The sequence below is a fragment of the Streptomyces celluloflavus genome, from assembly GCA_000720995.1.
Taxonomy (GTDB): Bacteria; Actinomycetota; Actinomycetes; order Streptomycetales; family Streptomycetaceae; genus Streptomyces; species Streptomyces celluloflavus.
In genome coordinates this window covers 11,968-35,253 of record JOEL01000061.1, presented here as the reverse complement: position 1 = coordinate 35,253, position 23,286 = coordinate 11,968, and the positions used below count along the sequence as shown (strand labels likewise).

The window sequence follows — 23,286 nt, the reverse complement described above, 5'->3', positions numbered from 1 at the left end:
AGCCAACTGGACCGACAACAGCATCGCCCTCCTCACCGAAACCACCCCATGGCCACGCAGCCACACGCCACCCCCACCCAGATCGGCGCCGCCCTCGCCCACACCCGCACCCACTTCGACCACCGAGCCACCCTCACCGGCACCACCCGCACCGAACTCCTCACAGGGCTGGCGGCGTTCGGCGCGGGAGAACTGCCGGGCAACGCCTTCCTGGGAGTGGCGGCGCGGGCGCGGAAGACCGCTTTCCTCTTTTCCGGGCAGGGGTCCCAGCAGCCCGGCATGGGCAGCGGACTCGCCGCCGCCCACCCGGTGTTCGCCGACGCCCTGGACGCGGCCTGCGCCGAGCTCGACCGGCATCTGGAGCTGCCCCTGCGCCAGGTGATGGACGCTCCCGAGGGCACCCCGGACGCGGAGCTGCTGCATCGCACGGGCTGGACGCAGCCGGCGCTGTTCGCCCTTGAGGTGGCCCTCTACCGCCTCGTCGAGTCCTGGGGTCTCACGCCGGACTTCCTGATGGGCCACTCGATCGGCGAACTGTCCGCCGCGCATGTCGCCGGGGTGCTGTCCCTGGCCGACGCGAGCGCCCTGGTCGCCGCGCGCGGCAGGCTCATGCAGGCCCTGCCGGAGGGCGGCGCGATGGTCGCCGTGGAGGCGACGGAGGAGGAGGTCCTGGAGCGTCTGCGCGGCGACGGCCGGCTGGCCGTCGCCGCCGTGAACGGGCCCCGCTCGGTCGTCGTGTCGGGCGCCGCCGAACCCCTCGCGGCCTGGCTGCGACCGTGGCAGGAACAGGGCCGCCGCACCCGCCGGCTGCACGTCAGCCATGCCTTCCACTCGCCCCTGATGCGGCCCGTGCTCGGCGAACTCGCCGCCGTGGCGGGCGGCTTGAGCTACCACGCGCCGACCGTGCCGATCGTCTCGAACGTGACGGGGACCTTCGCCGACGCGGCCGCCCTGGCCACGCCCGATTACTGGGTCCGCCACGCCGAGCGCCCCGTCCGCTTCCACGACGGGATACGCCGCCTGGAGGGCGCGGGGGCGACGGCGTTCCTGGAGCTCGGGCCGAGCGGTGTGCTGACCTCGATGACCCGGCACTGCCTGCGCGACCCGGGGTCCGCGGTGCTCGTTCCCGCCCTCGACGGGCGCGCGCCCGAGCCCGCCGCGCTCACGACCGCGCTCGCCGAGCTGCACACACACGGCGCGTGCGGCGACCTGGCGGCCCTCCTGCCCCGGGACGCGGCTCGCCAGGTGCCCCTCCCCACGTACGCCTTCCAACCGCGCCGCCACTGGATCGACGTGCCGCAGACCGTACGGAGCACGGATCCCGGCCCGTCCGCGGACCAGGCGGCTGCGGCACCGGCCGCGCAGGAACAGCCGGACCGGGACGAGCCGGAGCGGGCGGACCAGGAGCAGGGCGTACTCGGGCTGGTCCGCACCCAGGCGGCGTTCGTCCTCGGTTACGAGGACGGTGCGCGGATCGACCCGGACCTGACGCTGCTGGAGCTCGGCATCGACTCGCTCGGCGCCGTCCGCTTCCAGCGGCGCCTGGCCTCGGTCACCGGCCTCGACCTTCCTGCCACCCTCCTGGTCGACCACCCCACCCCGGCGGCCCTCGCGGAGCACCTGCGGCCGCTGCTCGCCCCGAGCACCCCGAGCGGCCCCGCCGACCTGCTCAGGGACCTGCACCGGCGAGGGCAACTCGGTGACGCCGTACCGCTGCTGCGGGCGGCCGCCGCGGGCCGGCCCGCCTTCTCCACGGACGAACGGCCCGTGGGCCCGTCCGAGTCCGTGCTGGTCTCCGACGGGCCCGCCACGCCCGCCGTGGTCTGTGTACCGTCCTTCCTGGCCGGGTCGGGCCCGCACCAGTTCGCGCGGTTCGCCGCCGGATTCACCCACCGGCCACGGATGTCCGCGCTCACCCTGCCCGGCCTCGGCACCTCGCCGCTGCTGCCCGGCTCGTGGCGGACGGCGGTCGACGGCCTGGCCGCCGCCGCGCTGCACACCGCGGGCGGTGCCCCGCTGGTCCTCGCGGGGCACTCCATCGGCGGCGCCCTCGCGCACGCCGCCGCCGCGTCGCTGGAGCGCGCCGGGCACCGCGTCGAAGGGGTCGTGCTGATCGACACGTACGAGCCCGAACCCGCCCAGCAGCAAGCGGTGTTCGCCTGGGCGATGGGCCGCATCCTCGCCCGGGACGGCGCGCCCGCCGACATCGACGACGACGGCGTACTGGCCATGGGCGGCTATCTGCGGCTCTTCGACGACTGGGCGGCCGACCCGCTGGCGGCGCCCGCGCTGCTCCTGACCGCGAAGCGGGGGCCCGACGCGCCCGACGGCGCGGCCTGGCGGCTCTGGCAGGCCGCGGACACCGTCACGCCCGTCACCGGCGACCACTTCTCGCTCCTTGAGGAGCACGCCGCTCACACGGCACGCACCGTCGAGGACTGGCTTCGAAAGGAACTGTCATGCAGCCCGTCGGCATAGTCGACTTCGGGAGCTATCTGCCCGAGAACGTGGTGGGACCCGAGTTCTTCCTGGACGGGAGCGCCCCGGTGGACCCGCTCGCCAACACCCCGCTGTTCCGCGTGCCCCCGGCCCGGCACCACGTCGCCCCCGGCGAGCGGGCCGCCGACATGATCGCCAAGGCGGCCCGGCCGGTCTTCGAGCGCCTCGGCAAGGAGCCCGCGGGCCAGGTCGACGTGCTGCTGACGAACGTGCTGCTGCCGGACGAACCGTTCATGGGCGTCGGCGCCCAGGCCGCGCACGCCCTCGGCATCGATCCCGAATGGATCGTGGACCTGCACAACGGCGGCTGCGCCTCATTCCCGTACATGCTCTCGCTGGCCCGGAAGATCATGGCCGACGGAGCGGCACGCACCGCGCTGATCGCCAACGTGCAGAACACCGCGGGCCAGATGTTCGCCCAGTCCGAGGTACGCAAGCTGTCGCACGCTCCGATCCCCGGCGACGGCTGCGGTGTGGCCTACCTGGAGGCCGGCGCGGGCTCGCCGCTCCTCGGGGTACGGACCCGCAGCATCCCCGCGTACTCCGTGGACCTCGGCATCAAGACCCCGGACGGGCGCAAGTACTGGGAGCCGGGCGAAGGCCAGATGGACATCGGCTTCGACGCCGACAAGACGACGGAGATCCTCCAGCGCGGCAACACCCTCGTCCCCGAGCTCGTCGGGACACTCTGCTCCGACCTCGGGGAGCAGCCGTCCGACATCGACGTGCTCGTCACCAACCAGCCGAACCGGATCTTCCTGAAGAACTGGCGCCAGGCCCTGAAGCTGGACGAGGCACGGCACTTGGACACCTTCGACCGCTACGGAAACCTGTACGGCGCCGCCGTACCCGTCACCCTCGACCGGGCTGCCCGCGCCGGAGACCTGCGCGACGGCGACCTCGTGGTGATGTCGGGGTTCGCGCACGCCGGTGACTTCGCGGCCGCCGCGGCGGTGCGCTGGAACGGCGCCTCATGAGCCGGCCGTCCCGGCAAGCCGGGCAGTCCGGCGAGACCGAGCGGCCCGACGCGGCAGAGCGGTCCGCTACGGCGGAACACCCGGGCGGGAACGGGGAGTTCGATGTCATCGTCGTCGGCGCCCGCTGCGCCGGGGCCACGCTCGGCGCGCTCCTCGCCCGCCGCGGTCTGCGGGTCGCCGTGCTCGACCAGGCCACCGAGATCCGCTCGACCCTCTCCTCGAACATCCTCCAGGCCGACTCCCTGGCGTTTCTGAACCGCCTCGGCGTGATGGAGCGGCTGCGTGCGGCCGGGGCCACCACCATGAGCCATGTCGACATGCGCCTGGAGGAGTTCCGCTGCCGGGCCGCGTTCCCGCAGGAGGCCGGTGACGTGGGCGGCGCGGCGTGCATCCGCCGCGAGGTCCTCGACCCGGTCCTGGTGGACGCGGCCCGCACGTCCGGCGCCGACGTGCGGCTGGGCACCCGGGTCGTCGGGATGATCCGTGAGAGCGGCCGCGTCACGGGGGTCCGGGCGGTGTCGGGCGGCGTCGAGACGCGGCTGCGGGCCCGCCTGGTGGTCGGTGCGGACGGACGCAACTCGAAGGTCGCCGAGGCGTGCGGGTCCCGCATGTACCACGTGAGTTCCGGCGAACGCAGCTACTACTGGACGTACTTCGAGGGCGCGGACACCGGTCCGCGGCCGACGTTCGTCTTCCACCGCTGGGGCGACCGGCACATGCTGGGCGGCCCTGCCGACAACGGCCTCTACATCGTGGGCGTCTCCCCGCAGCGGCACGAGCGGGAGAGCTTCCGCGCCGACCTCGACGGCTCCGTGCGCGCCCACGCGATGCGCTGCGCGCCGATCGCCGAGGCCCTCTCGGGCGCCACCAGGGCGAGCAGGATCTACGGCATCCGGCGCTTCTTCGGCTACTTCCGCGAGGCGGCGGGCGCCGGCTGGGTGCTGCTCGGCGACGCCGGTCACTTCAAGGACCCGGCGGGCGGGCGCGGCATCGGCGACGCCTTCCACCAGGCGGAACGGCTCGCCGACGCGGTCGGCGACGCCATCGGGTCGGGCGTCCGGCTCGACCGCGCCGTCGCGGAGTTCGGCCGCTGGCGGGACCGCACGTACGCCGAGTACTACGGCCTGGCCGCGGACCTCGGTGTGGCCGGACCCATCGCGGGCGTCGTCCCGCGGGTCGTGCGCGGGCTGCACGCGCGCGGCAAGGTCGACGGCGTCCTGAACCTGCTGAGCCACCGGTCCTCCGTCCTGGAGGTCCTCACCCCGGCGCGGGTGCTCGGCGCCACGGGAGGGCACCTGCTGGGCGCCCCCGGCCAACGCCGCGCCACGCTCCGCGAGCTGGGGCGGCTCGCGGCCACCGAGATCCGGCGCAGGAACGCGATGCGCAAGCCCGTCTTCCAGAGCGGCCCGGCGCCGCGCCCCGTGCAGCAGGACACGCCCGAACCGGAGCTGAGCCGATGACCAGCACGATCCCGAGCACCGCCGCGCGCGGCCACCTTCCGCCTCCGGGCGTGGAGCTGGCCTTCGAGCAGACGGTGCCCCGCGCCCTCGCCCATCGCAGGCAGATCGGCGAGGTGTTCGTCACCGACTCCGCACAGGGGTCCGACGACGACTTCCACCTCTCCTTCCAGATCCCCCGCGCCCACAGCCTGTGGTCGGACCAACGACCCGGATTCCACGACCCGTTCGCGTCCGCGGAGGCCGCGCGGCAGTCCATCTTCGTGCTGCTGCACCGCCATTTGGGGGTGCCCCTCGGGCTGCCCTTCAGCCTCCAGCGGATCACGCTGCGGGTGACGGACCCGCAGGCGTACACCCACGACGGGATATCGGCGCTCCAGGGTTACGTGCATTACCGGGTCGCCGAACGCCGGAGCAAGGGCTCCGACGTGGTGGGCATGATCCTCGAAGGCGCCATGGAGATCGGCGGGCGCCCGGCGATGACCCTGAGTGCGGTGCTCGCCTTCATGTCGCAGGAGGACTACGACATCTTCCGGGCCTTCCAGCGGGCGCAGAAGCCGGTGGCCGACGCCCGCCTGACTCCGGCACGGCGGCTCGACGCCGGCCTGGTGGGGCGCGAGAACCCGCGGAACGTCGTCATCGGCCTGCCGGGACCGGAGGCGCGGACGGACGGCGGGCCCGACGACGGCGCGTTCCGCTGCCTGCTGGCGGCTGATCCGCACCACCCCGCCTTCTTCGACCACGAGTACGACCACGTGCCGGGCCCGTTGATGGTCGAGGGCATGCGGCAGGCCGCCGTGGCCGCGGCCTGCCGGACCGGGGCGATGGCCACCCCGCACGCCCTCACCGTCGGCTGCGAGGCAGCCTTTCTGGACTTCGCCGAGTTCGAGGCCGACCTGGTCCACGAGGCGGAGGCCGGCGCCCCCGGCCCGGACGGCCGCGTCCCGGTGGCCGTGGTCCTGCGGCAGTTCGGCAAACCGATCGTCGAGGGCCGCATCGATCTGCTTCCCGACGCGGCCCCGCTTCCCCCATCGACCGCGCGAGCGCACGGAGTCTGATCCATGGCAGTTGCACACTCAGGTGACAGCGCACGAAACCGGCGGCGCGTGGCGGTCGTGGGGGCGGGCATCTCCGGCCTCACCGCGGCACTCCGCCTCGATCTCCTCGGGTACGAGGTCGAGCTCGTCGAGGCGGCCGGGATCCTCGGCGGCCGCTTCGGCCTCGACAAGCTCGGCGACCGGCAGGTCATGACGGGCGGGAAGAACATCGGCCGCCGCTACCACACGTTCCGCTGGTTCACCTCGGAGCTCGGCGCGGACGCGTACGAGTCCTTCGGCTACAACGCGTCCCGCATCAAGGACGGCCAGATCCTCACCCTCGACAGCGAGCGGCGGAGCCAGACCCTGAAGAACATCCGGCGGATGGGCTCGGCCCGCGACTTCGCGCGGATGGCGGCGATGGCGGCGCGGATCCGCGCCGACGAGCGCAACCGCTTCCTCGGTTCGCGCTACTTCAGCGGCGTCTCGCGCCGCCACGACCACGCCCCGCTCAGCTCGTTCTTCGGACGCGAGATGACTGACATGCTGGTCAGGCCCATGGTCATCCGCAACAACGGGGCCGAGCCCGACGAGGTCTACCCCGGCACGTTCGGCACCAACCTGGCGATGCTGATGGACCATTACGATCAGCTGGCCGGTGGCATCCAGCCGGTCCTGGACGCGTTCGCCAAGCGGGTCCCGGTGCGGCTCGGCGCCACCGTGGAGGGCCTGGAGGTCCGCGACGGCAGGGTCACCGGACTGCGCGTCTCCGAGGCCGGGGCGCCCGCGCGGACCAGCGACTACGACGGCGTGGTGCTGGCCACCCCGGCCTACGCGACAGCCGAGATCGTCCGCTCCGCGCGGCCCGCGCTCGCCCGGCGGCTGTCGGACGTGAACTACTTCCCGTCCACCGTGGTGCTCGTCGAGTACGACCGGCCCGTTTTCGGCCACGACGTGCGCGCGCTCGCCATGGACGACGGGCCGTGCAGCAACGCCGGTTCGTACGGCATGGAGGAGCGGCACATCGTCCGCTACACCTACAGCGGGCGCGAGGGGCGTCTGACCGACCTCAGTCCGGAGAACATCGGCCGGCTGACCGGTGAGGCCGAGGAGCGCCTGGTGACGTACCTGGGGGCGCCGCGTGCCGAGCGCGTCAACCTCCTGGTCAAGCACTGGAAAGCGGCCTACAGCGGCTACCTTCCGCACCACGCCGGCTTCCTCGCCGAGGTGCGGGAGAGCGTCGCGGGCGTGGCGGGCCTGGAGCTCGCGGGCGACTACATCCAGGGCGTGTCCATCGAGGCGTGCGCCCGGACGGGCCGTGCCGCGGCCGGCCGGCTCGCCGCACACCTCACGTCGCCCTCGGCGCCCGCGCGGGCGGCGGTGTGAGCGGCCCGGCCGACTGGGCGGTGGTCACCGGCGCCTCCTCCGGCATCGGCGAGCACCTCGCCCGGGGCCTGGCCGCGCGGGGGTACGGGCTGTGGCTCGTCGCCCGCTCCACCGACGCCCTCGAACTGCTCGCCGAGGAGTTGCGCGACCGGCACGGCGTGCCGGTGCGCGTGCGGAGCTGCGATCTCGCGGACCCGGCCGCGCGGCGGGCACTCGGAGAGGAGCTGGCCGGGCAGCCGGTCTCCGTGCTCTGCGCCAACGCGGGCTTTCCCGCCTGCGGGCCGTTCAGCGAGAACGATCCCGCCAAGGAGAGCGCCTCGGTCCAGGTCAACGTCGTCTCGCTGCACGCGCTGACGCAGGCGCTGCTGCCGGGCATGCTGGCCCGGCGGCGGGGCGGGATCCTGGTCACCGGTTCGACCGCGGGCTGCCAGCCCGTGCCGACCGCGGCCACCTACTCGGCCGGCAAGGCGTTCGCCAACACCTTCGCCGAGTCGCTGCACGCCGAACTGCGCGGCACCGGGGTGAGCTGCACCCTGCTCGCCCCCGGGCCGGTGCGCACCAACTTCTACACGGTGGGCGGCATGTCACGGCTCCAGGAGCGGAAGTTCCTGGCCTGGCTGACGCCCGAGCGGGTCGCCGAGGCGGGCCTGCGCGGCCTGGCGCAGGGGCGCCGCGTGGTGGTCCCGGGGCCGGTCGCCAAGGCCCAGTACCTCGCGGGCCGCCACACGCCGCGTGCCCTGCTCTTTCCCGTGCTGCGCGCGGCGGTGCTGCCCGTCTTCCGCAATGCGCGGAGCGGCTCCCGCACCCGCCCGTCAGTCGGTATTCCCCACTTCCGCAAGTGAGAGGCACAGGTACATGGACGGCAGAAAGCACCGTTGGTTCATCCTCGGGGCGTCGCTGATACCGCTGATCGCGGTGTTCGGCGCCATGGCCCTGCTGTGGAACGAGATCTTCGGCTGGTCGGACGTGGTGGTCCTGGTCATCATGTACGCGGTCTCCGGCTTCGGTATCTCGGCCGGCTACCACCGGATGCTCACCCACCGCTCGTTCGAGACGCACAAGCCCATCCGCGTCGCCCTGGCCACCGCGGGGGTGATGGCCGGGCAGGGTCCGCCGCTGATCTGGGCGGCCCACCACCGCAAGCACCACCGCGTCGCCGACAAGCCCGGTGACCCGCACAGCCCCCACCTGGACTTCGAGCCGGGCTTCCAGGGCACAATGGCCGGTCTCTGGCACGCCCACCTGGGCTGGCTCTTCGACGTCAACCTCACCTCCGACCCGATGCGCTACTGCCCGGATCTGGTGCGCGAGAAGCCGCTGCGCTGGCTCAGCGAGAACCTCCTGCTGGTCACCGCCTCCAGCGTCGTACTGCCCGGCCTCATCGCCTACGCCATCACCGGCGGCGACTGGCAGGCCGGCCTGACCGGCATGCTCTGGGGCGGACTGGTCCGCATCTTCCTGATCAACCACATGACCTACGCGGTCAACTCCGTCGGCCATGTCTTCGGCCGCCGCCGCTACGAGACCACCGACCAGTCGCGCAACGTCGCCTGGCTCTCCATCCCCTCCTTCGGCGAGGCATGGCACAACAACCACCACGCCTTCCCGCGCTCCGCCCGCCACGGCATGAAGTGGTACGAGATCGACCTCTCCGCGATCCTCATCTGGAGCCTGGAGAAGACCCACCTCGCCTGGAAGGTCGTGCGCATCGACCCCGAGCGCATGGAGATGCGCGAGGCGGGCGTCAGCCGCGTCAACGCGGCCTCCCTGGACAAGAGGGAACTCCTGGAGACCCAGCAGAACATCGCGCCCATGGCGGAGCGCCACCGCGAGGCCCGGGAGGCCGACGCCTCGCTGGTGGACGTGGAATAGCCCGGCCACCGGACGAGCGGACGAGCGGACGAGCGGACGAGTAGACGGGGATCACGTACATGGAGTTCTTCCACGCCCTGACCAACGGGGCTTCGCACGGCGTGCTGCACGAGTGGGCGGGCGAGGGATTCGAGCACACGCCCTGGCGCGATGTCGTCAGGGACGCCCACGGCATGGCCGCCGAGCTCCGCGCCCTCGGCGTCGGGCCGGGCACCCGGGTCGCCGCCATTCTCACCAACACACCCGACACGGTCCGCGGCCTGCTGGCGGTCTGGCTGGCCGGCGGTGCGGTGGCCTCGCTGCCGCTGCCGACCCGCGGCCAGAGCCAGGAGGCGTACGGCGAGCAGCTGGTGGCGCTCTCGGCCCGGCTGGACCCGACGCTGCTCCTGGTCGACGACTGGCTGACCGCCATGGTCCCCGCGGAGCTCGGCAAGGAGCTGCCGGTCCACGGCTGGTCGGCGCTGCGCGGCGGGGGACGCATCGAGCCGAGCCCACCGGGCCGGGACGACCTGGCCTTCATCCAGTACTCGTCCGGTTCCACCAGTACCCCCAAGGGCTGCGCGCTGACCACCCGCGCCATCGAGCAGCAGTTGCAGATCATCCTGCATCTGACCGGCGGCCGCCCCGGCGCCGACACCGTCGCCTCCTGGCTGCCGCTCTCGCACGACATGGGCATGTTCGGCTGCCTGCTGTACTCGTGGGCATACGACTTCGACTTCGTGCTGTCGTCGCCCGACCGGTTCGGGATGGCGCCGCGTACATGGTTCCGGGACATGTCGGAGTACGGGGCGACGATGACCGCGGGCACGAGCACCGCCGTGTACCTCGCGGCGCGGGCGCAGGGCCGGGGGGCACTGCCCAAGGAGCTGAAGCTGCGGGCGGCCGTGATCGGGGCGGAGCGCGTCGACTGGGACACGCTGGCGGCGGCGACGGAGAAGTTCCGGCCGTTCGGCCTGTCCGACACCGCGTTCCAGCCCGCGTACGGCATGGCCGAGGCGACGCTCGCCGTGACCGGGAAGCCGTGGGCCCAGGCACCCAGGGCGCTCGCCTTCGACGGTCCCGCGCTCGTCGAGGGCTCGGTGATCGAGGTGGCGCCCGACCATCCGAAGGCGGCCCGGCTGGTCTCCAACGGCGTGATGCTGCCCGGGGTATCGGTCCGTGCGGGGAGCGGCGGCGGCATCTCCGAGATCCTGGTGTCGTCGCCGAGCCTGGCCGACGGCTACTACGCGGACCCCGTGCGCACCGCCGCACGGTTCCAGGACGGCTGGCTGCGCACCGGCGACCTCGGCTTCGTACGCGACGACGAGCTGTATGTCCTCGGCCGGGCCGACGACATGCTCTCGGTGGGCGGCCGGAAGGTCTACGCCTCCGAGATCGAGTCGGCGGTCGACTCCCTGAAGAACGTCCGCAAGGGCTGCGCCGTCGTCGTCGACGCGGGCGACTCGGGCATGTCCCGTCTCGTGCTGATGGTGGAGCCCCAGGGCAACCCGAAGGACTTCCAACCGATCGCCGAGGAGGCCGCCTCGCTGGCCCTGGAGAAGGCCGGGGTCGCGCTCGCGGAGTGCCTGTTCCTGGCGCGTGGAGTGCTCCCGAAGACGCCCAGCGGGAAGATCCAGCGGTTCCGCTGCCGTGCACTGCTCGACGAGGGGCGGCTCGTGCCCGTGGCGCGGGTGACGTTCGCCTGACCGGCGACGAGGGCCGGTCAGGGACGTGGAGTTCCACCTCTTCGAACCCGGGAGCCGCAGGGTGACCTGGCGGCCCGGCTGCTGCTGCGGCAGGTGGGAGTGACGACCGGGCGCCTGGCAGACCCCGCGGCCGGGGCGCACCGGGCCCCACGCTCCTTCTGCCGCGGGAAGGCGGCGACAGCGGTGTTCTTCGCCTGGGCGGTGCTCCAGCCGGTCGCGGCTCACCGACCGCGAGGACGATGTCCTCACGGTGCTGGACGCCGCACGGCCAGGAGCCGTGTCGCCTTACGAAGCCGCCGTCCTCTTGCCTGAGGATGAGGCGATCTTGGTCAGCAGTAGATGAGCGAGCCGATCATGGCGCCTGCCAGGGCACCGGCGCCACCCGACTGCCACCAGCCGACGGGATTGCTCGCCGGCATCCCGTTCTGTCGCAGGACTATCTTATAGTTTTCGCACAGGTCCGAAGGACCGCTGAACTTGGCCGCAGGAAGATTCTTTCCGGGCAGGTTTTCCGGCGTTCCGATCTCAAACGCTTCGGAGGTCCAGTTGTTGCCGCCGAAGTCCGAACTGGTGATTCGGTCGGTGGCATTCGCTCGGGGAATCCAGGACTTGTTTGCGTAGTCCCGCGCGGCAACACGCACATCACCCTCGGAGACCACCTTGTACGAGTTCTTCCCCACTGGGTTGTCGTAGTGGAGACTGAATTTACTTTTCCCGTCCGCGCTGCCATATACAAAGTAAGCCTCTGTGCCGGAAAAAGCGGTTTTCCCGTTCGAGGCCGCATGAACCAGCTCCCCGGGCTCGATGACCTTCGGCGGGGCCGAACGCCACTCCCCCCAAGGCAGGTTGGAACTAATCAGGTTGAGGCGCTGTCCGGTGCTATTGATGATCATTGCGTCGGTCGCGTACAAGCTCTTACTCCACCCCTTGTCAGTGTCGATCAGCGAGACTTCCTCCCACTTCTTGTCTGCCCACGAAGAGTATGTGGATATCGGGAGTGAGCCACCCGCCGCCAAGGCTGGGGGTGTGGCAACAGTAAGGAACGAAACCCCAAGAGTCACCGACAAAGCCGCCCAAACGCGGCGCGAAATCTTCTTGTCCATTTAGAACCCTCCACGACTGGGATGATCTTGCATTTAATGTCTCATAAGTTCTCTGTAAAGAGCCGGGCCTTAAGACTCTGATTCGCCCTGATTCACATGAACTTAGGCCATGTCCTACGTCACGTAGGAAACGGCCTTAAGACCACCGCCTGAGGAATTGCCCGGATGACCTTGCGATCGGTCTCCGTTCCAGCCGTTGATGTGGGCATCGGACGGGGCGATCTCACAGACGATGAAGAGGAACGGCTGCGACTTTCGTGCGTCCGCCAGGCGGACTGCGCCGCGCTCATCCGCAGAACCTGACCAGGTCCACGGGCCACCGAACTGGTGCCCGCCCGGCAGTAGACCTGCCGAGCATCACCAGACGAACCACCAGGCCCATTCACCGCGACCTCAGTCTTCCCCTCGCGCCGTCTGCCCCTTTAGAGGCGGCCCCACCGTCAACGGCGGGGCCGGCGCAGCGCGGTATCCTCGGGCGCCGCGATCTGGCGGCGGCGCTATGCGCGGCCCGCCATCCGGGGCGACGTCGGGCTCGACAAAAGCACAAGGGCGGCTGAGCCAACCAGCCGCGGTCCGACAGGGATTGACCTGCCGGGCACCGCTTCGTCAGCTGTTCGGTCAGAGAGCCGGGTACAGCCACGGGCCTGAATCCCGAGCGTCTGGGCGAGGAAGCGACGCTGACGATGGGGAAATGCGTGATCGTCGACAGGGATGATCTCCGGCTACGAAAATCTTGCCAGAGCCACTTATCCGTGTACGCCGACACCGAGCAAGCCGAGGTGTACGACATCCCGTGAGTTCCCCCGAGCTCCCCTGAGCCTCACCGGCCGGCAGGCTGATCAGAGTGCGCGCCACCGCTTTCGTCAGCCGCTTCGCGGCGGTCGCAGCCGGTACTGGTAGCAGGTGCGTTGTGCGTCGACCGTGATCTCACCCGGCTTGTGGTGCGCCGTAGGAGAACTTGTACCCAGCGAAGTCGGCGACGTGGACGTACCCGATGCGTTGGTAGAGGGCATTGCTGGTGGGGTTGTCCGGGTCCGTGAACAGGACGACGTCCGTCGCGCCCGCGGCCAACGCGGTCCTGCTCACCTCGACCGTCACGGCCCCCGCGTAGCCACAGCCCCGGAGGTGGGCCGGGGTGTAGACGGGGTCCACCCGGACCATGCCGCCGACGATCGAGGTCGCGGCCGCCATCGAGACGGGGGTGCCGTCCGAGGTCTCCCAGAACGTGAAGTGCCTGTCGCCGAAACGCGAGTCGTCCCAGGAGCCGGCGTCGATCAAGTCGATGGAGGTCTGCTCCCCGACGTCGACACAGAACTCACGGCACCAGCGCACGACTTGCTCACGATCCTGCCCGCCCGTGATACGACCCCAGCCCTCCGGGCGCGGCTGCGGTGGGGTGAGTGTGCCGAGACGGTAGAGATGCGTCCGCCAGAAAAGTACCGGAGCCGCGCTCGTGTGCCGCTGCCATGACTCGGCGAAAGCGCCGGCAGTGTCGTGGTCCGCGATGACGTTGGCGGGTGAGTGGCCGAGGACGGCCAAGTGGGCGGCGAGGGCGTCGGTCTGCTCGACGGAGAGGGGGGTGAGGCCCAGACGGCCGCGCGAAGTGAGATAGAAGATCGCGTGGACCTCGCCTCCTGACTCCAGTCGGCCGAAGACGGGGGCGGCGGCGTCGTGTTCGTCCGCCCCGCGTATCCGCAGTTTCTCGATGTCCGTCAGCGGCGTGTTATGTAACGCGGGGCGCGAGCGCAGGAAGTCCCCGGCTCGGGCGAGGAAGTCGTCAACGTCTTGGGTGAGGTGCCAGTCATCCGGGAGCATGCTTCATGATCCCGGATCTCCTTGACTCGGGGAGCGCTTGCTCCATGCCTTTCGGCCACGTGACGTAACTGCCCCGATCAGCCGCAGGCTCTTGTCGGCAAGGGAACGAATGACGACAGGCGCCGCCCGCATCCAATGAACCCGGACTTTCCGCGGCCTCGCGACGACGCCGGTCCCATCAGATCCGATGGCGGCTGATGACAGGGTTTGCTGACAGCGCCTGCGGGCTACAGGCTCCGGGAGTTCGGTGTCATCGGCCAGTGCCCCGGCGGTGGCGAACTCGCGGTGCGAGTGCCCGAGGCGATGCGCGCCGGGCACGCCTGCCCCCGGGACGGAGACGACATCGTCCTGATCCGGCCCCGCTCGCACCAGGAGGAGAGCCAACGGAGAAAAAGGCGAGCTGTTGCGCCTCCGAGTCAGCGGAGAGGCTCGTACCACCAGCAGGCCAGCAGCCTGTTGGATGCTCCGCGCATGTGGTTGAGCATGACCACTTGGCACCACAGAATTCTCGGCGATCCGGCCTCGGCCGGTCAGTCACCGGATCGACTGACCAGCGAAGCAACACTGCTGACGCCCCATCAGAACGAGCGTCGATCGAGCGTCAAGATGCCTCTCCGAGCGTCATCCCAACGTCAGGATCTCACCCGCAACGCCCACACCTCACATCACACACAACACCCAAACCCGCAGCTCAGGCGTCCTTCGTCACCCGGTCCAAGATCGCCACACACTCCACATGATGCGTCATGGGAAAGAGATCGAACGCCCGCAGCCGGCGCGGGCCGTATCCCGCCTCGCGGAAGTACTTGAGGTCGCGGGCGAGGGCGGCCGGGTCGCAGGCTACGTAGGCGATGCGGCGGGGGGTGAGGGCGGCGATCCGGTCGACGGTCTTCTTGCCGGCGCCGGCGCGTGGGGGGTCGAGGACGACGAGGTCGACGTCGGTGATGCCGGTGCGGGGCAGGACCTGCTCGACCTTGCCGTGTTCGATGCGGACGCGGTCGAGGTCCTGGAGGTTGTGGCGGGCGTCCTCGACGGCGCGCTTGCCGGATTCGATGCCGAGGACCGCGCCCTTGTCGCCGACGCGTTCGGCGAGTGCGCCGGCGAAGAGGCCGACGCCGCAGTAGAGGTCCAGGGCCATATCGCCCTTCTTGGGCATCAGGCCCTGCATGACGGCCTCGACGAGGAGGTCGGCGGCCTTCGGGTGGATCTGCCAGAAGCCGCCGTCGCCGACCCGCCAGGTGCGGCCGGCGGCGCGTTCGCGGACGAAGGGGCGGCCGTGCACGCGGTGCACCGCGCCGTCCTTCTCGCCGATGCGCAGCACCGAGACGGGCCGGTCGAGTTCGACGATCGGGAGCCGGCCGCCGGGCTTGGGGGTGAGGATGACCTGGCGGTCGTGGGAGCCGGTGGCGGCGATGGCTTCGACGGTGGCGATCTGCGGCCACTCGCGGCGCTCGATGCCCAGCTCGGAGACGCCGGGGGCGGCGATCATGCAGTGGTCGACGGGCTCGACGTCGTGCGAGCGGTGCTTGCGCAGCCCGGCGCGGCCCTGGTCGTCGATGGCGTACTGGACGCGGGTGCGCCAGGCCGGGACCTCGCCCTTGGCGACCTTGTCGCCCGGCGCGGGTTCGACGGTGCCGTCCCAGCGGGCCTCCTCCGGCGAGAGGCCGGCCAGCCGTGCCAGCTGCTCGGCGATGACGGAGCCCTTGAAGCGGCGCTGGGCGCCGGGCGCGGCGTGCTGCCAGTCGCAGCCGCCGCATTTGCCGGGGCCGGAGAACGGGCAGGGCGCCGGGACCCGGTCCTTGGCGGGGGTGTGGATCTCGACGGCGTCGGCCCGCAGGAAGCGGGCGCCCTCCTCGCCGTCGGTGACGCGGGCGGTGATCCGCTCGCCGGGCAGGGCGTGCCGGACGAAGAGGACCTGGCCCTCGTCCGTGCGGGCGATGCAGTGGCCGCCGTGTGCGACGGGGCCGACCTCGACCTCGTACTCCTCGCCGACCAGCGACTTCTTCGGTTCTGTCTGCATGGCGGCGGGGCTCCTGGGGTGGGGTGGTACGGCGGGGCCGCGGCCGGGGTACGGCCGGACAACAGCCTTCGAGTCTACGCGGCGGGGTGCGGTGCCCGGTGCCGGGCGGGGGCGGCGCGGGCCGTGGCCGCTACTTCTTCGTGGCGGACTTCTCCTTCTTGGGCGGGGTGACCGGTCCGCGGCGGACCGCGCCCGGAGCGTTCCACTCCGCGCGTTTGCGGGCGCGCTTCTTGGCGGCCTCGGAGGAGTCCAGCTGCCAGGGCACGGAGGTGACCATGACGCCGGGGGTGAACAGCAGCCGGCCCTTGAGGCGCAGCGCGCTCTGGTTGTGCAGCAGGTGCTCGTACCAGTGGCCGACGACGTACTCGGGGATGTAGACGGAGACCGCGTCGCGGGGGCTCTCCCGGCGCAGCGACTTGACGTGGTCGATGATCGGCCGGGTGATCTCGCGGTACGGGGAGGCGAGGACCTTGAGGGGGACCTCGATGCCGCGGCGTTCCCACTCCGCCCGCAGGGCCTTGGTCTCGGCGGGGTCCACGTCCACGCTGACCGCTTCGAGGGTGTCCGAGCGCATCAGCTTGGCGTAGTTCAGGGCGCGCAGGGTGGGCTTGTGAACCTTGGAGACCAGGACGAGGGAGTGCACCCGGGAGGGCCGGACGACGTCGTCGTCGGGGGTGTCCTCGGCGGCGATCTCGTCGGCGACCCGGTCGTAGTGGCGGCGGATCGCGGACATCGTGACGAAGAAGATGACCATGCCCAGCAGCGCCACCCAGGCGCCGTGGGTGAACTTCGTCAGCAGGACGACGACGAGGACCAGGCCGGTGAGGGTGGCGCCGAAGGCGTTGATGGCCCGCGAGCGGTGCATGCGGCGGCGCTTGGCGGCGTCCTTCTCGGTCAGCAGGTGGCGGTTCCAGTGCCGGACCATGCCGATCTGGCTGAGCGTGAAGGAGACGAAGACGCCCACGATGTAGAGCTGGATCAGCCGGGTGGAGTCCGCACCGTAGACGTAGACCAGGACGGCGGCGGCGCCGGCCAGCAGCACGATGCCGTTGGAGAAGGCCAGCCGGTCGCCGCGGGTGTGCAGCTGGCGGGGCAGGTAGCGGTCCTGGGCGAGGATCGAGCCGAGCAGCGGGAAGCCGTTGTAGGCGGTGTTGGCGGCGAGGAAGAGGACCAGCGCGGTGGCGGCGGCGAGCACCACGAACAGGAACGAGCCGTTGCCGAAGACCGCCTCCGCGACCTGCGAGATGACCGGGTTCTGGGTGTAGCCCGCGCCGACCGGGGTGCCGTTGTGCAGCAGGTCCTTGGCCGGGGACTCCGCCATCTTGACGTTGGTGGCCATGGCCAGCGCGATGATGCCGCAGAACATGGTGACGGCCAGGCCGCCCATGAGCGCGAGGGTGCTCGCGGCGTTCTTCGACTTCGGCTTGCGGAAGGCGGGGACGCCGTTGCTGATCGCCTCGACGCCGGTGAGCGCGGCACAGCCGGAGGAGAACGCGCGCAGCAGCAGGAAGACCAGCGCGAAGCCGGCCAGTCCGCCCTGTTCGGCGTGGATGGTGAAGTCTGCGGTGGGGGCCTTCATGGTGTCGCCGAGCACCAGGCCGCGGAACGCGCCCCAGGCGATCATGATGAAGACGCCGGCCACGAAGATGTACGTCGGGATCGCGAAGAGCTTGCCCGATTCCTTGACGCCGCGCAGGTTCATCAGCGTCAGCAGCACGATGATCCCGATGGCGCAGAGCGTCTTGTGCTCGACGACGAAGGGGATCGCGGAGCCCAGGTTCTCCACTCCGGAGGCGATGGAGACCGCGACGGTCAGCACGTAGTCGACCAGCAGGGCGCTGGCGACGGTCAGACCGGCCTTGGGCCCGAGGTTGGTGGTGGCGACCTCGTAGTCGCCGCCGCCGCTCGGGTAGGCGTGCACGTTCTGCCGGTACGACGCCACGACGGTGAACATCAGCACCACGACCGCGAGGGCGATCCAGGGGCTGAAGTGGTAGGCCGACACACCCGCGACGGACAGGACGAGCAGCACCTCGCCGGGCGCGTAGGCCACGGAGGAGAGCGGGTCGGAGGCGAAGACGGGGAGTGCGATGCGCTTGGGGAGAAGCGTTTCCCCCAGCTTGTCGCTGCGCAGCGCGCGCCCGATCAGGATCCGTTTGGGCACGTCGGTCAGTTTGGACACGGAGAGGATGCTAAGCCTTCGTCAAGGCCCTCGCCCACCCGCCACCCGGCCGGAATGCCGGCGGGGTGTGGGCTGCCGCACACCCCGCCGGATGGCGGGGCCCACCCCGCCGGGGCTCAGTGCTCCCGCCACCCCGCCTTCACCTGGTGCCAGCGGCGGGCCTGTTCCTCGGTGAGGCGGCCGCGCAGCTCCGCGAGCTTGAGGAGGTTGGCCTCGGCGCCGCTCGTCAGGGTCTGGGCCTCGCCGCGGTAGTGGTCGTCGATCAGCGCCTCGACTTCCGTGGCGTTCATCACGGGGACGATGCGGGCGGCGAGCTTGTTGGTGTTGCGGTACGAGCCCTGGAGGAGGAACGGCGGCTCGGTGCGGGTGGCGTCGGCCTGCGCGGCGGAGTCGATATAGGCGCGGTTGACGGCCAGCACGGTCTCCTGGACGTGCAGCAGCTTGGCCAGCACGGCCAGGATCTGGTCGAGCTCGGCCGGGGTGTAGGGGTGGGCGAGCCGGTCGGCGCGGGCCGTCGCGTCGCCGCGGGCGAGCCGTACCAGCAGGTCGGTGTCGGCGCGGTCGCGGGCGGCGAGCGGGGCCAGGACCGGGTTGGCGGTCAGCGCGTTCTCGATGTGCGAGAGCGCGAAGAGCGCCTCCTTGCCGGCGAGGACATCGCCGAGGTTCCAGACGTCGGCCCGGTTGGCGAGCATGTCCGGCAGCCGGAAGCGCCCCCCGGACTCGGTGTACGGGTTGCCCGCCATGCAGACCGCGAACCGCTTGCCGCGCAGGTCGTAGCTGCGGGCTTCGCCGTCCCACACGCCCTCCATCCGCCGCTGCGCGTCGCAGAGCGGGATGAATTTCTGGAGCAGCTCGGGCGAGGTGTGCTGGATGTCGTCCAGGTAGAGCAGCACGTTGCTGCCCATCTCCAGGGCGAAGGAGATCTTCGCCACCTCGCGGCGGGCGGCGGCGTCGGGGGCCGCGGCCGGGTCGAGGGAGGTGGTGCCGTGGCCGAGCGCCGGGCCGTCGACCTTGACCAGGACCAGGCCGAGCCGGGCCGCGACGTACTCCATCAGCGTCGTCTTGCCGTAGCCGGGCGGGGACAGGAGCAGCAGCAGTCCCTGGCTGTCGGTGCGCCGCGCCTCCCCCGCGGCGCCCAGCTGCTTGGCGAGGTTGTCGCCGATGAGGGGCAGGTAGACCTCGTCGATCAGGCGGTTGCGGACGAAGGCCGGCATGACCTCGGGGCGGTAGCGCGCCAGCTGGAGGCGGCGGCGCTCGGCGTCCAGCAGTTCGGTGCGCCGGCGGGTGTAGGCGCGGTGGGCGGGGACGCGGGTGGTGCGGAAGTCGTCGGTCCGGGCGAGCAGCTCGTCGATGCGGACCGGCAGTGTCCCGTCGGCCGCGATCCGCGGATGGCTGCCGAGCAGTCCTTCGACGGCGCAGCCGACCGGGTCGTCGATCTCGCGCCGGGCGAGTGCGGGGCCGCACACCTCGATCGCGACGGCCTCGGCGAGGTCCTCGCGCGGGGCGTCGCGGGCGTCGGCGTACGCGCCGAGCCAGCCGGTGACCAGCTGGTGGCGGGCGGCGAGGTGCTCGGCGCCGGGGAGCCCGTCGGCGCCGAGCGCCCGCAGGTCCTCGGCGAACTCCTTGACCGCGGGCGCCTCGGGGCCGCCCAGGGCGCGGTGGAAGCCGGCGAGCAGGGCGCGGGCGGCGGAGCCGGTGGCGAAGCGGGGGCTGCCGGTGGCCAGTTCCTCGAAGAGGTAGCTGCCGACGGCCGGCAGTCCGGCAGTCGCGGTCCCGGCGCCGTCCGGGAGCAGTCCGGCGGCCGCCAGGAAACCGGCCGCCGCGTCGGACAGCTCGGCGGCGAGGTCGCCGGCCGCGGCGGTGCGGCCGAAGTGGGCGCGGGCGCGGGCCAGGGAGTGCGCGCGGGTGGTCCACCGGGTGCGGGCGTGGGGGTCGGTGCCGTGGTGCCAGAAGAGCTGGGCGGCGGCGCGGGTGCTCGGGGTGAAGCGCAGCAGTCCGGCCGCCGCGCGCAGCCGCAGCAGCGCGGTGAGCACGGCGGTGGCGTCGTGGTCGTGGACACCGCGGTCGTAGCCCTCGTCGTAGCGGGCCTCGGCGGCCTGCCGGACGAGGGTGTGCAGGGTGCCGTCGGCGGCCGCGGTGTGCAGCGCGGCCACGGTGAGCGCGTCCTCGCCGGCCTCGGCGCGCGCCAGGAGGAGGGCGGCGAGGTGCTCGGCCCGGTAGACGGCGGGCGATTCGGAGACCAGCGGCTGGTCCCAGAACGCGCGGTCGGCGGTGAGCCGCTCGTCGCGGGCCGCGGCGCGGTAGTCGGTGCCGGTGACGGCGAAGGCGAGCTGCCCCTCGTACGGGACGAGGGTGAGGTCGACGGGCTGGGTGTTGACGGCGAAGCGGTGCCGGCCCAGGCGGATGGTGCCGGTCTCGTCGTAGAGGTCGGCGCGGTCGCGGAGCGCGCGGGCGGCTTCCTGGCGGGCGGCCGTCAGGCGGCCGGCCAGCTCGTCGGCGCGCACCGGGTCGGCGAGTGTGCGCAGTTCACCGGCGGTGGCCTGGACCTTGGCGACCAGCGGATCGGCGGCGAAGTAGGCGTTGACCTCGTCGAGGGTGCCGAGCGCGCGGGCGCGCCGGGTGACGGTGGCCAGGACGCGCCGGGCGGACTCGACGAGCCGGTCGGTGTGCCGGGCGCGGGCGTCGAGCTGGGCCTGCTTGCGGGCGGCGAACGCCTCGTAGATCTCCTCGCGCTGGGCGGCGATGCGCTCCAGCCGGTCGTCCTGGGCGGGCGGGGCGCCGCCGTGCTCCGGGGCGCCGGAGCTCTCCAGGCCGCCGAAGCGCGCTTCGAGGTTCTCGACCTGGAGGAGCAGCCGGCCGAGCTGTTCGTCGCACTCCTCGGGGGTGGCCGCGGCGGCCAGGCCGCCCGCCACCGCCTGCCCGAGCAGCGCGAACTGGGCGGCGAACTCCTCCTGGCCCTCGGCCTCGGCGAGCGTGCGGCGGCGGGCGTCGAGGGTGGCGCGGGCCCGGTTGACGGCGCCCAGTACGTCCCCGATGCGGGCCAGGATGGAGGTCCGTACGGTCGTGTCGGCCAGGTCGAGGGTGCCGACGACCTCGGTGACGATGCGCAGTCCGTCGGCCTGGGCGTCGATCCGCTCCGCCAGGGGCGCGGCCTCGGCCACGGTGGGCACGGCCGCGGCCTCGGCGGTGAGTTCGGCGACCGTGCGGTGGGTGGCGGTGAAGGCGTCGTCGCCGCTGAAGAAGGCGACGGCGCGGCGGCCGGTGGCGGCCAGGTCGTCGGTGAGCGCCGCGGACAGCGCGTCGATCCGGTCCAGGTCGATATGGCGGATCTCCCGCAGGGTCGCCAAGTGGCCCTGGGCGTGCCGGAGTTCGGCGAGGTTGCGGACCCAGGCGTCGGCGGTGCCGGGCTGGTCGCCGCGGACCCTGCGGACCAGGGCGGTGGTGCGGGTGTCGGCCTCCGCGAGCTGCTGGGCGGCCCGCGCGCGGAGTTCGGTGACCCGCTCGAACTCGTCGATGACCTGCGCGGCGGTGGCCCGGACCGCCTCCAACGGCTCGGCCAGTGTGCCGAGTTCGGCCTCGCCGAGCCAGTGGTGGCCGTCGGCGGCGCGGGTCGCGGCGGCCTCGATGGCCGTGAAGACGGCGCCGGCCGGTGCCATCTCGGCGGCCATCCGGGCCACCGCGAGCGCGTCGGAGATCCCGCGGACGAGTTCGGCGTTGCCGATCCTGGCCAGCGGCCCGTCGCCCTCGGGCTGGGCCGCGGCGTACGCGTCGGAGGTGAAGGGGGTGCGCCAGACCTGGACCGGGTGGACGCGGGCGGGATCGGTGCCCTGGGCGCGCAGCACGGCCATGGTGCCGTCGTCGAAGAGGGCGTAGCCGTGGGCGGTGAGCGGGGCGGCGGCCTCCTCGCGGATCACGTTGTAGGGCAGCAGCAGAGTGCGGCCCGCGGCACGGGCGTGGAAGACGTAGAGGAGGTCCTCACCGTTCGGGGAGAACACCGCCCGCTCGAATTCGAGGTCCGTGGTGTCGGTGTCGAAGGTCTTGGTGGTGCCGGTGGTGAGGTAGTAGCCGCCGGGGAAGACGATGCCCTGGTCCTCGGGGAGCGCCCGGCACGCCTGCCCGATGCCGTCGAGGCGGCACGCCTGACGGGTGCGGGTGTTGAAGACGAGGTAGCGGTGGGCGCTCTCCTTGTACGGGCGGATCCGCAGCAGGATCAGCGGCCCGACCCGGGCGTGCGCGACCTCGGCGTCGGCCAGCGACTGCAACGGCTCGTCGACGGGTTCGGTGTGGATGCCGTCGGCGGTGCCGGTGTCGTCCTCGGCCTTGAGGGTGAGCACCCCGCCGGAGGTGGAGACGTAGACGGCGCCCTGGACGGCGATGTGCGGATGGCGGCCGGGGACGTGGTCCTCGCGGGTGGCCGGGGTCCAGGTGAGGTCGTGCGCGGGCGGGAAGGTGTGGTCCCGTTCGCCCTTGGCGTCGAGGTAGCCGGGGGTGCCGTCGGCGGCGAGCTGCCAGCGCAGCACCCGGATGTCGGTGAGCCGTTCGCCGGTGCGGAAGACGGCGAGCAGCAGGGCGCCGGTGCGGCGCAGTTGGAGCAGCCGGGCCTGGCGGTAGTAGCGGTGCAGTTCGTCGAAGTCGCGGACGAAGCGCGGGTCGTCGAGCAGGCCGGGCAGCGCGTCGGGGCCGGCCGCCTCGAAGCGGTCGCCGGTGCGCCGGTGGAGCGCGAAGACGTCGGCGACGGCGGTCGGCTCCCCCGCCGTCGCGGGCGGGTGGTGGCCGAACAGCAGCAGTCCGCCGACCTGCACCACATCGCGGGGTACGCACGCCTCGCCGGTGCGCAGCCGGTCGGCGGCCAGCAGCGCCAGTTCGGTGCCGCCGAAGGTCTGGAGGCGGCGGGCGTTGAGCGCCTGGGCGCGGGCGGTGAGTTCCCCGGCGGCCGCGGCCAGCCGGTCCCGCAGCACCTCGTAGGTGCCGGCCTCCAGCCCGCCGCCGGGCGTGGCCGTGCCCGGGGTCTCGTCCGGCGTGCGCGGTGCGCTGTCGGCGTTCACGTTCCCCATCTCCCTGCTCCTGCTCCCTGCCGATGTGCGGCGGGCGGGGCGGTGGTGCGTGGAACCCCCCGGTCACCACGCACCACCTGCCCCGCGCCCCGCTCCCGCTGCGGCGGACCGGCCGCCGCACCCCGTTTCCCCCGCCCCCCGCCCTGTTTCCCCCGCGGCGGTCTCCCCCGTGCCCCCGGACCGCCGCTCCCCCGCCCTC

Annotated in this window: 13 protein-coding genes; 8 read left to right on the top strand and 5 right to left on the bottom strand. The window is 72.2% G+C overall.

The annotated features are described in order from the left end of the window. The first annotated feature begins 48 nt into the window (after positions 1 to 48). Genes IH09_RS32510 through IH09_RS32475 form a run of 8 tightly spaced genes read left to right on the top strand, consistent with a single transcriptional unit; the run spans position 49 to position 10,913 of the window. Positions 49 to 2,478, top strand: a complete 2,430-nt coding sequence (locus IH09_RS32510; protein WP_052861142.1) for an alpha/beta fold hydrolase — start codon at positions 49 to 51, stop codon at positions 2,476 to 2,478. Then, positions 2,460 to 3,476: a 3-oxoacyl-ACP synthase III family protein gene (locus IH09_RS32505; protein ID WP_052861141.1), complete on the top strand. Its 1,017-nt coding sequence runs from the start codon at positions 2,460 to 2,462 to the stop codon at positions 3,474 to 3,476. The genes IH09_RS32510 and IH09_RS32505 overlap by 19 nt, the downstream gene beginning before the upstream one ends. Then, positions 3,473 to 4,936, top strand: coding sequence for an NAD(P)/FAD-dependent oxidoreductase (locus IH09_RS32500; protein WP_052861140.1), 1,464 nt, complete (start codon positions 3,473 to 3,475; stop codon positions 4,934 to 4,936). The genes IH09_RS32505 and IH09_RS32500 overlap by 4 nt, the downstream gene beginning before the upstream one ends. Continuing rightward, entirely contained in the window at positions 4,933 to 5,991 is a 1,059-nt protein-coding gene (locus IH09_RS32495) for an AfsA-related hotdog domain-containing protein (RefSeq protein ID WP_052861139.1), read from the top strand. Before IH09_RS32500 ends, IH09_RS32495 begins: the two co-directional genes overlap by 4 nt. Positions 5,992 to 5,994: 3 nt before the next feature. Continuing rightward, a complete protein-coding gene (locus IH09_RS32490) occupies positions 5,995 to 7,356 on the top strand; it encodes an FAD-dependent oxidoreductase (protein ID WP_110952734.1) in 1,362 nt (453 codons plus the stop codon). Beyond that, positions 7,353 to 8,198, top strand: a complete 846-nt coding sequence (locus IH09_RS32485) for an SDR family NAD(P)-dependent oxidoreductase (RefSeq protein ID WP_052861145.1) — start codon at positions 7,353 to 7,355, stop codon at positions 8,196 to 8,198. The genes IH09_RS32490 and IH09_RS32485 overlap by 4 nt, the downstream gene beginning before the upstream one ends. A 13-nt stretch (positions 8,199 to 8,211) precedes the next feature. Then, positions 8,212 to 9,228 (top strand): acyl-CoA desaturase, encoded by a 1,017-nt coding sequence (locus IH09_RS32480; protein WP_052861137.1) that lies wholly within the window; start codon positions 8,212 to 8,214, stop codon positions 9,226 to 9,228. Between the two features lie 59 nt (positions 9,229 to 9,287). Beyond that, on the top strand, positions 9,288 to 10,913 hold the full coding sequence (locus IH09_RS32475; protein WP_052861136.1) for an AMP-binding protein: 1,626 nt from the start codon (positions 9,288 to 9,290) through the stop codon (positions 10,911 to 10,913). A 329-nt stretch (positions 10,914 to 11,242) separates the two neighbouring features. On the opposite strand, the gene IH09_RS39450 is transcribed toward IH09_RS32475, so the two are convergent. From IH09_RS39450 to IH09_RS32445, 5 genes are all read right to left on the bottom strand, one after another. Continuing rightward, positions 11,243 to 12,016, bottom strand: a complete 774-nt coding sequence (locus tag IH09_RS39450) for a hypothetical protein (RefSeq protein WP_143682084.1) — start codon at positions 12,014 to 12,016, stop codon at positions 11,243 to 11,245. A gap of 927 nt (positions 12,017 to 12,943) precedes the next feature. Next, a complete protein-coding gene (locus IH09_RS32460) occupies positions 12,944 to 13,831 on the bottom strand; it encodes a GNAT family N-acetyltransferase (protein ID WP_052861133.1) in 888 nt (295 codons plus the stop codon). Between the two features lie 691 nt (positions 13,832 to 14,522). Beyond that, positions 14,523 to 15,851, bottom strand: a complete 1,329-nt coding sequence (locus tag IH09_RS32455) for a class I SAM-dependent RNA methyltransferase (protein ID WP_052861132.1) — start codon at positions 15,849 to 15,851, stop codon at positions 14,523 to 14,525. Between the two features lie 130 nt (positions 15,852 to 15,981). Further along, positions 15,982 to 18,033, bottom strand: a complete 2,052-nt coding sequence (locus tag IH09_RS32450) for an APC family permease (protein WP_052861131.1) — start codon at positions 18,031 to 18,033, stop codon at positions 15,982 to 15,984. 116 nt (positions 18,034 to 18,149) lie between these two features. Next, positions 18,150 to 23,087, bottom strand: coding sequence for a DNA repair ATPase (locus IH09_RS32445; protein ID WP_110952733.1), 4,938 nt, complete (start codon positions 23,085 to 23,087; stop codon positions 18,150 to 18,152). Between the last annotated feature and the right edge of the window lie 199 nt (positions 23,088 to 23,286).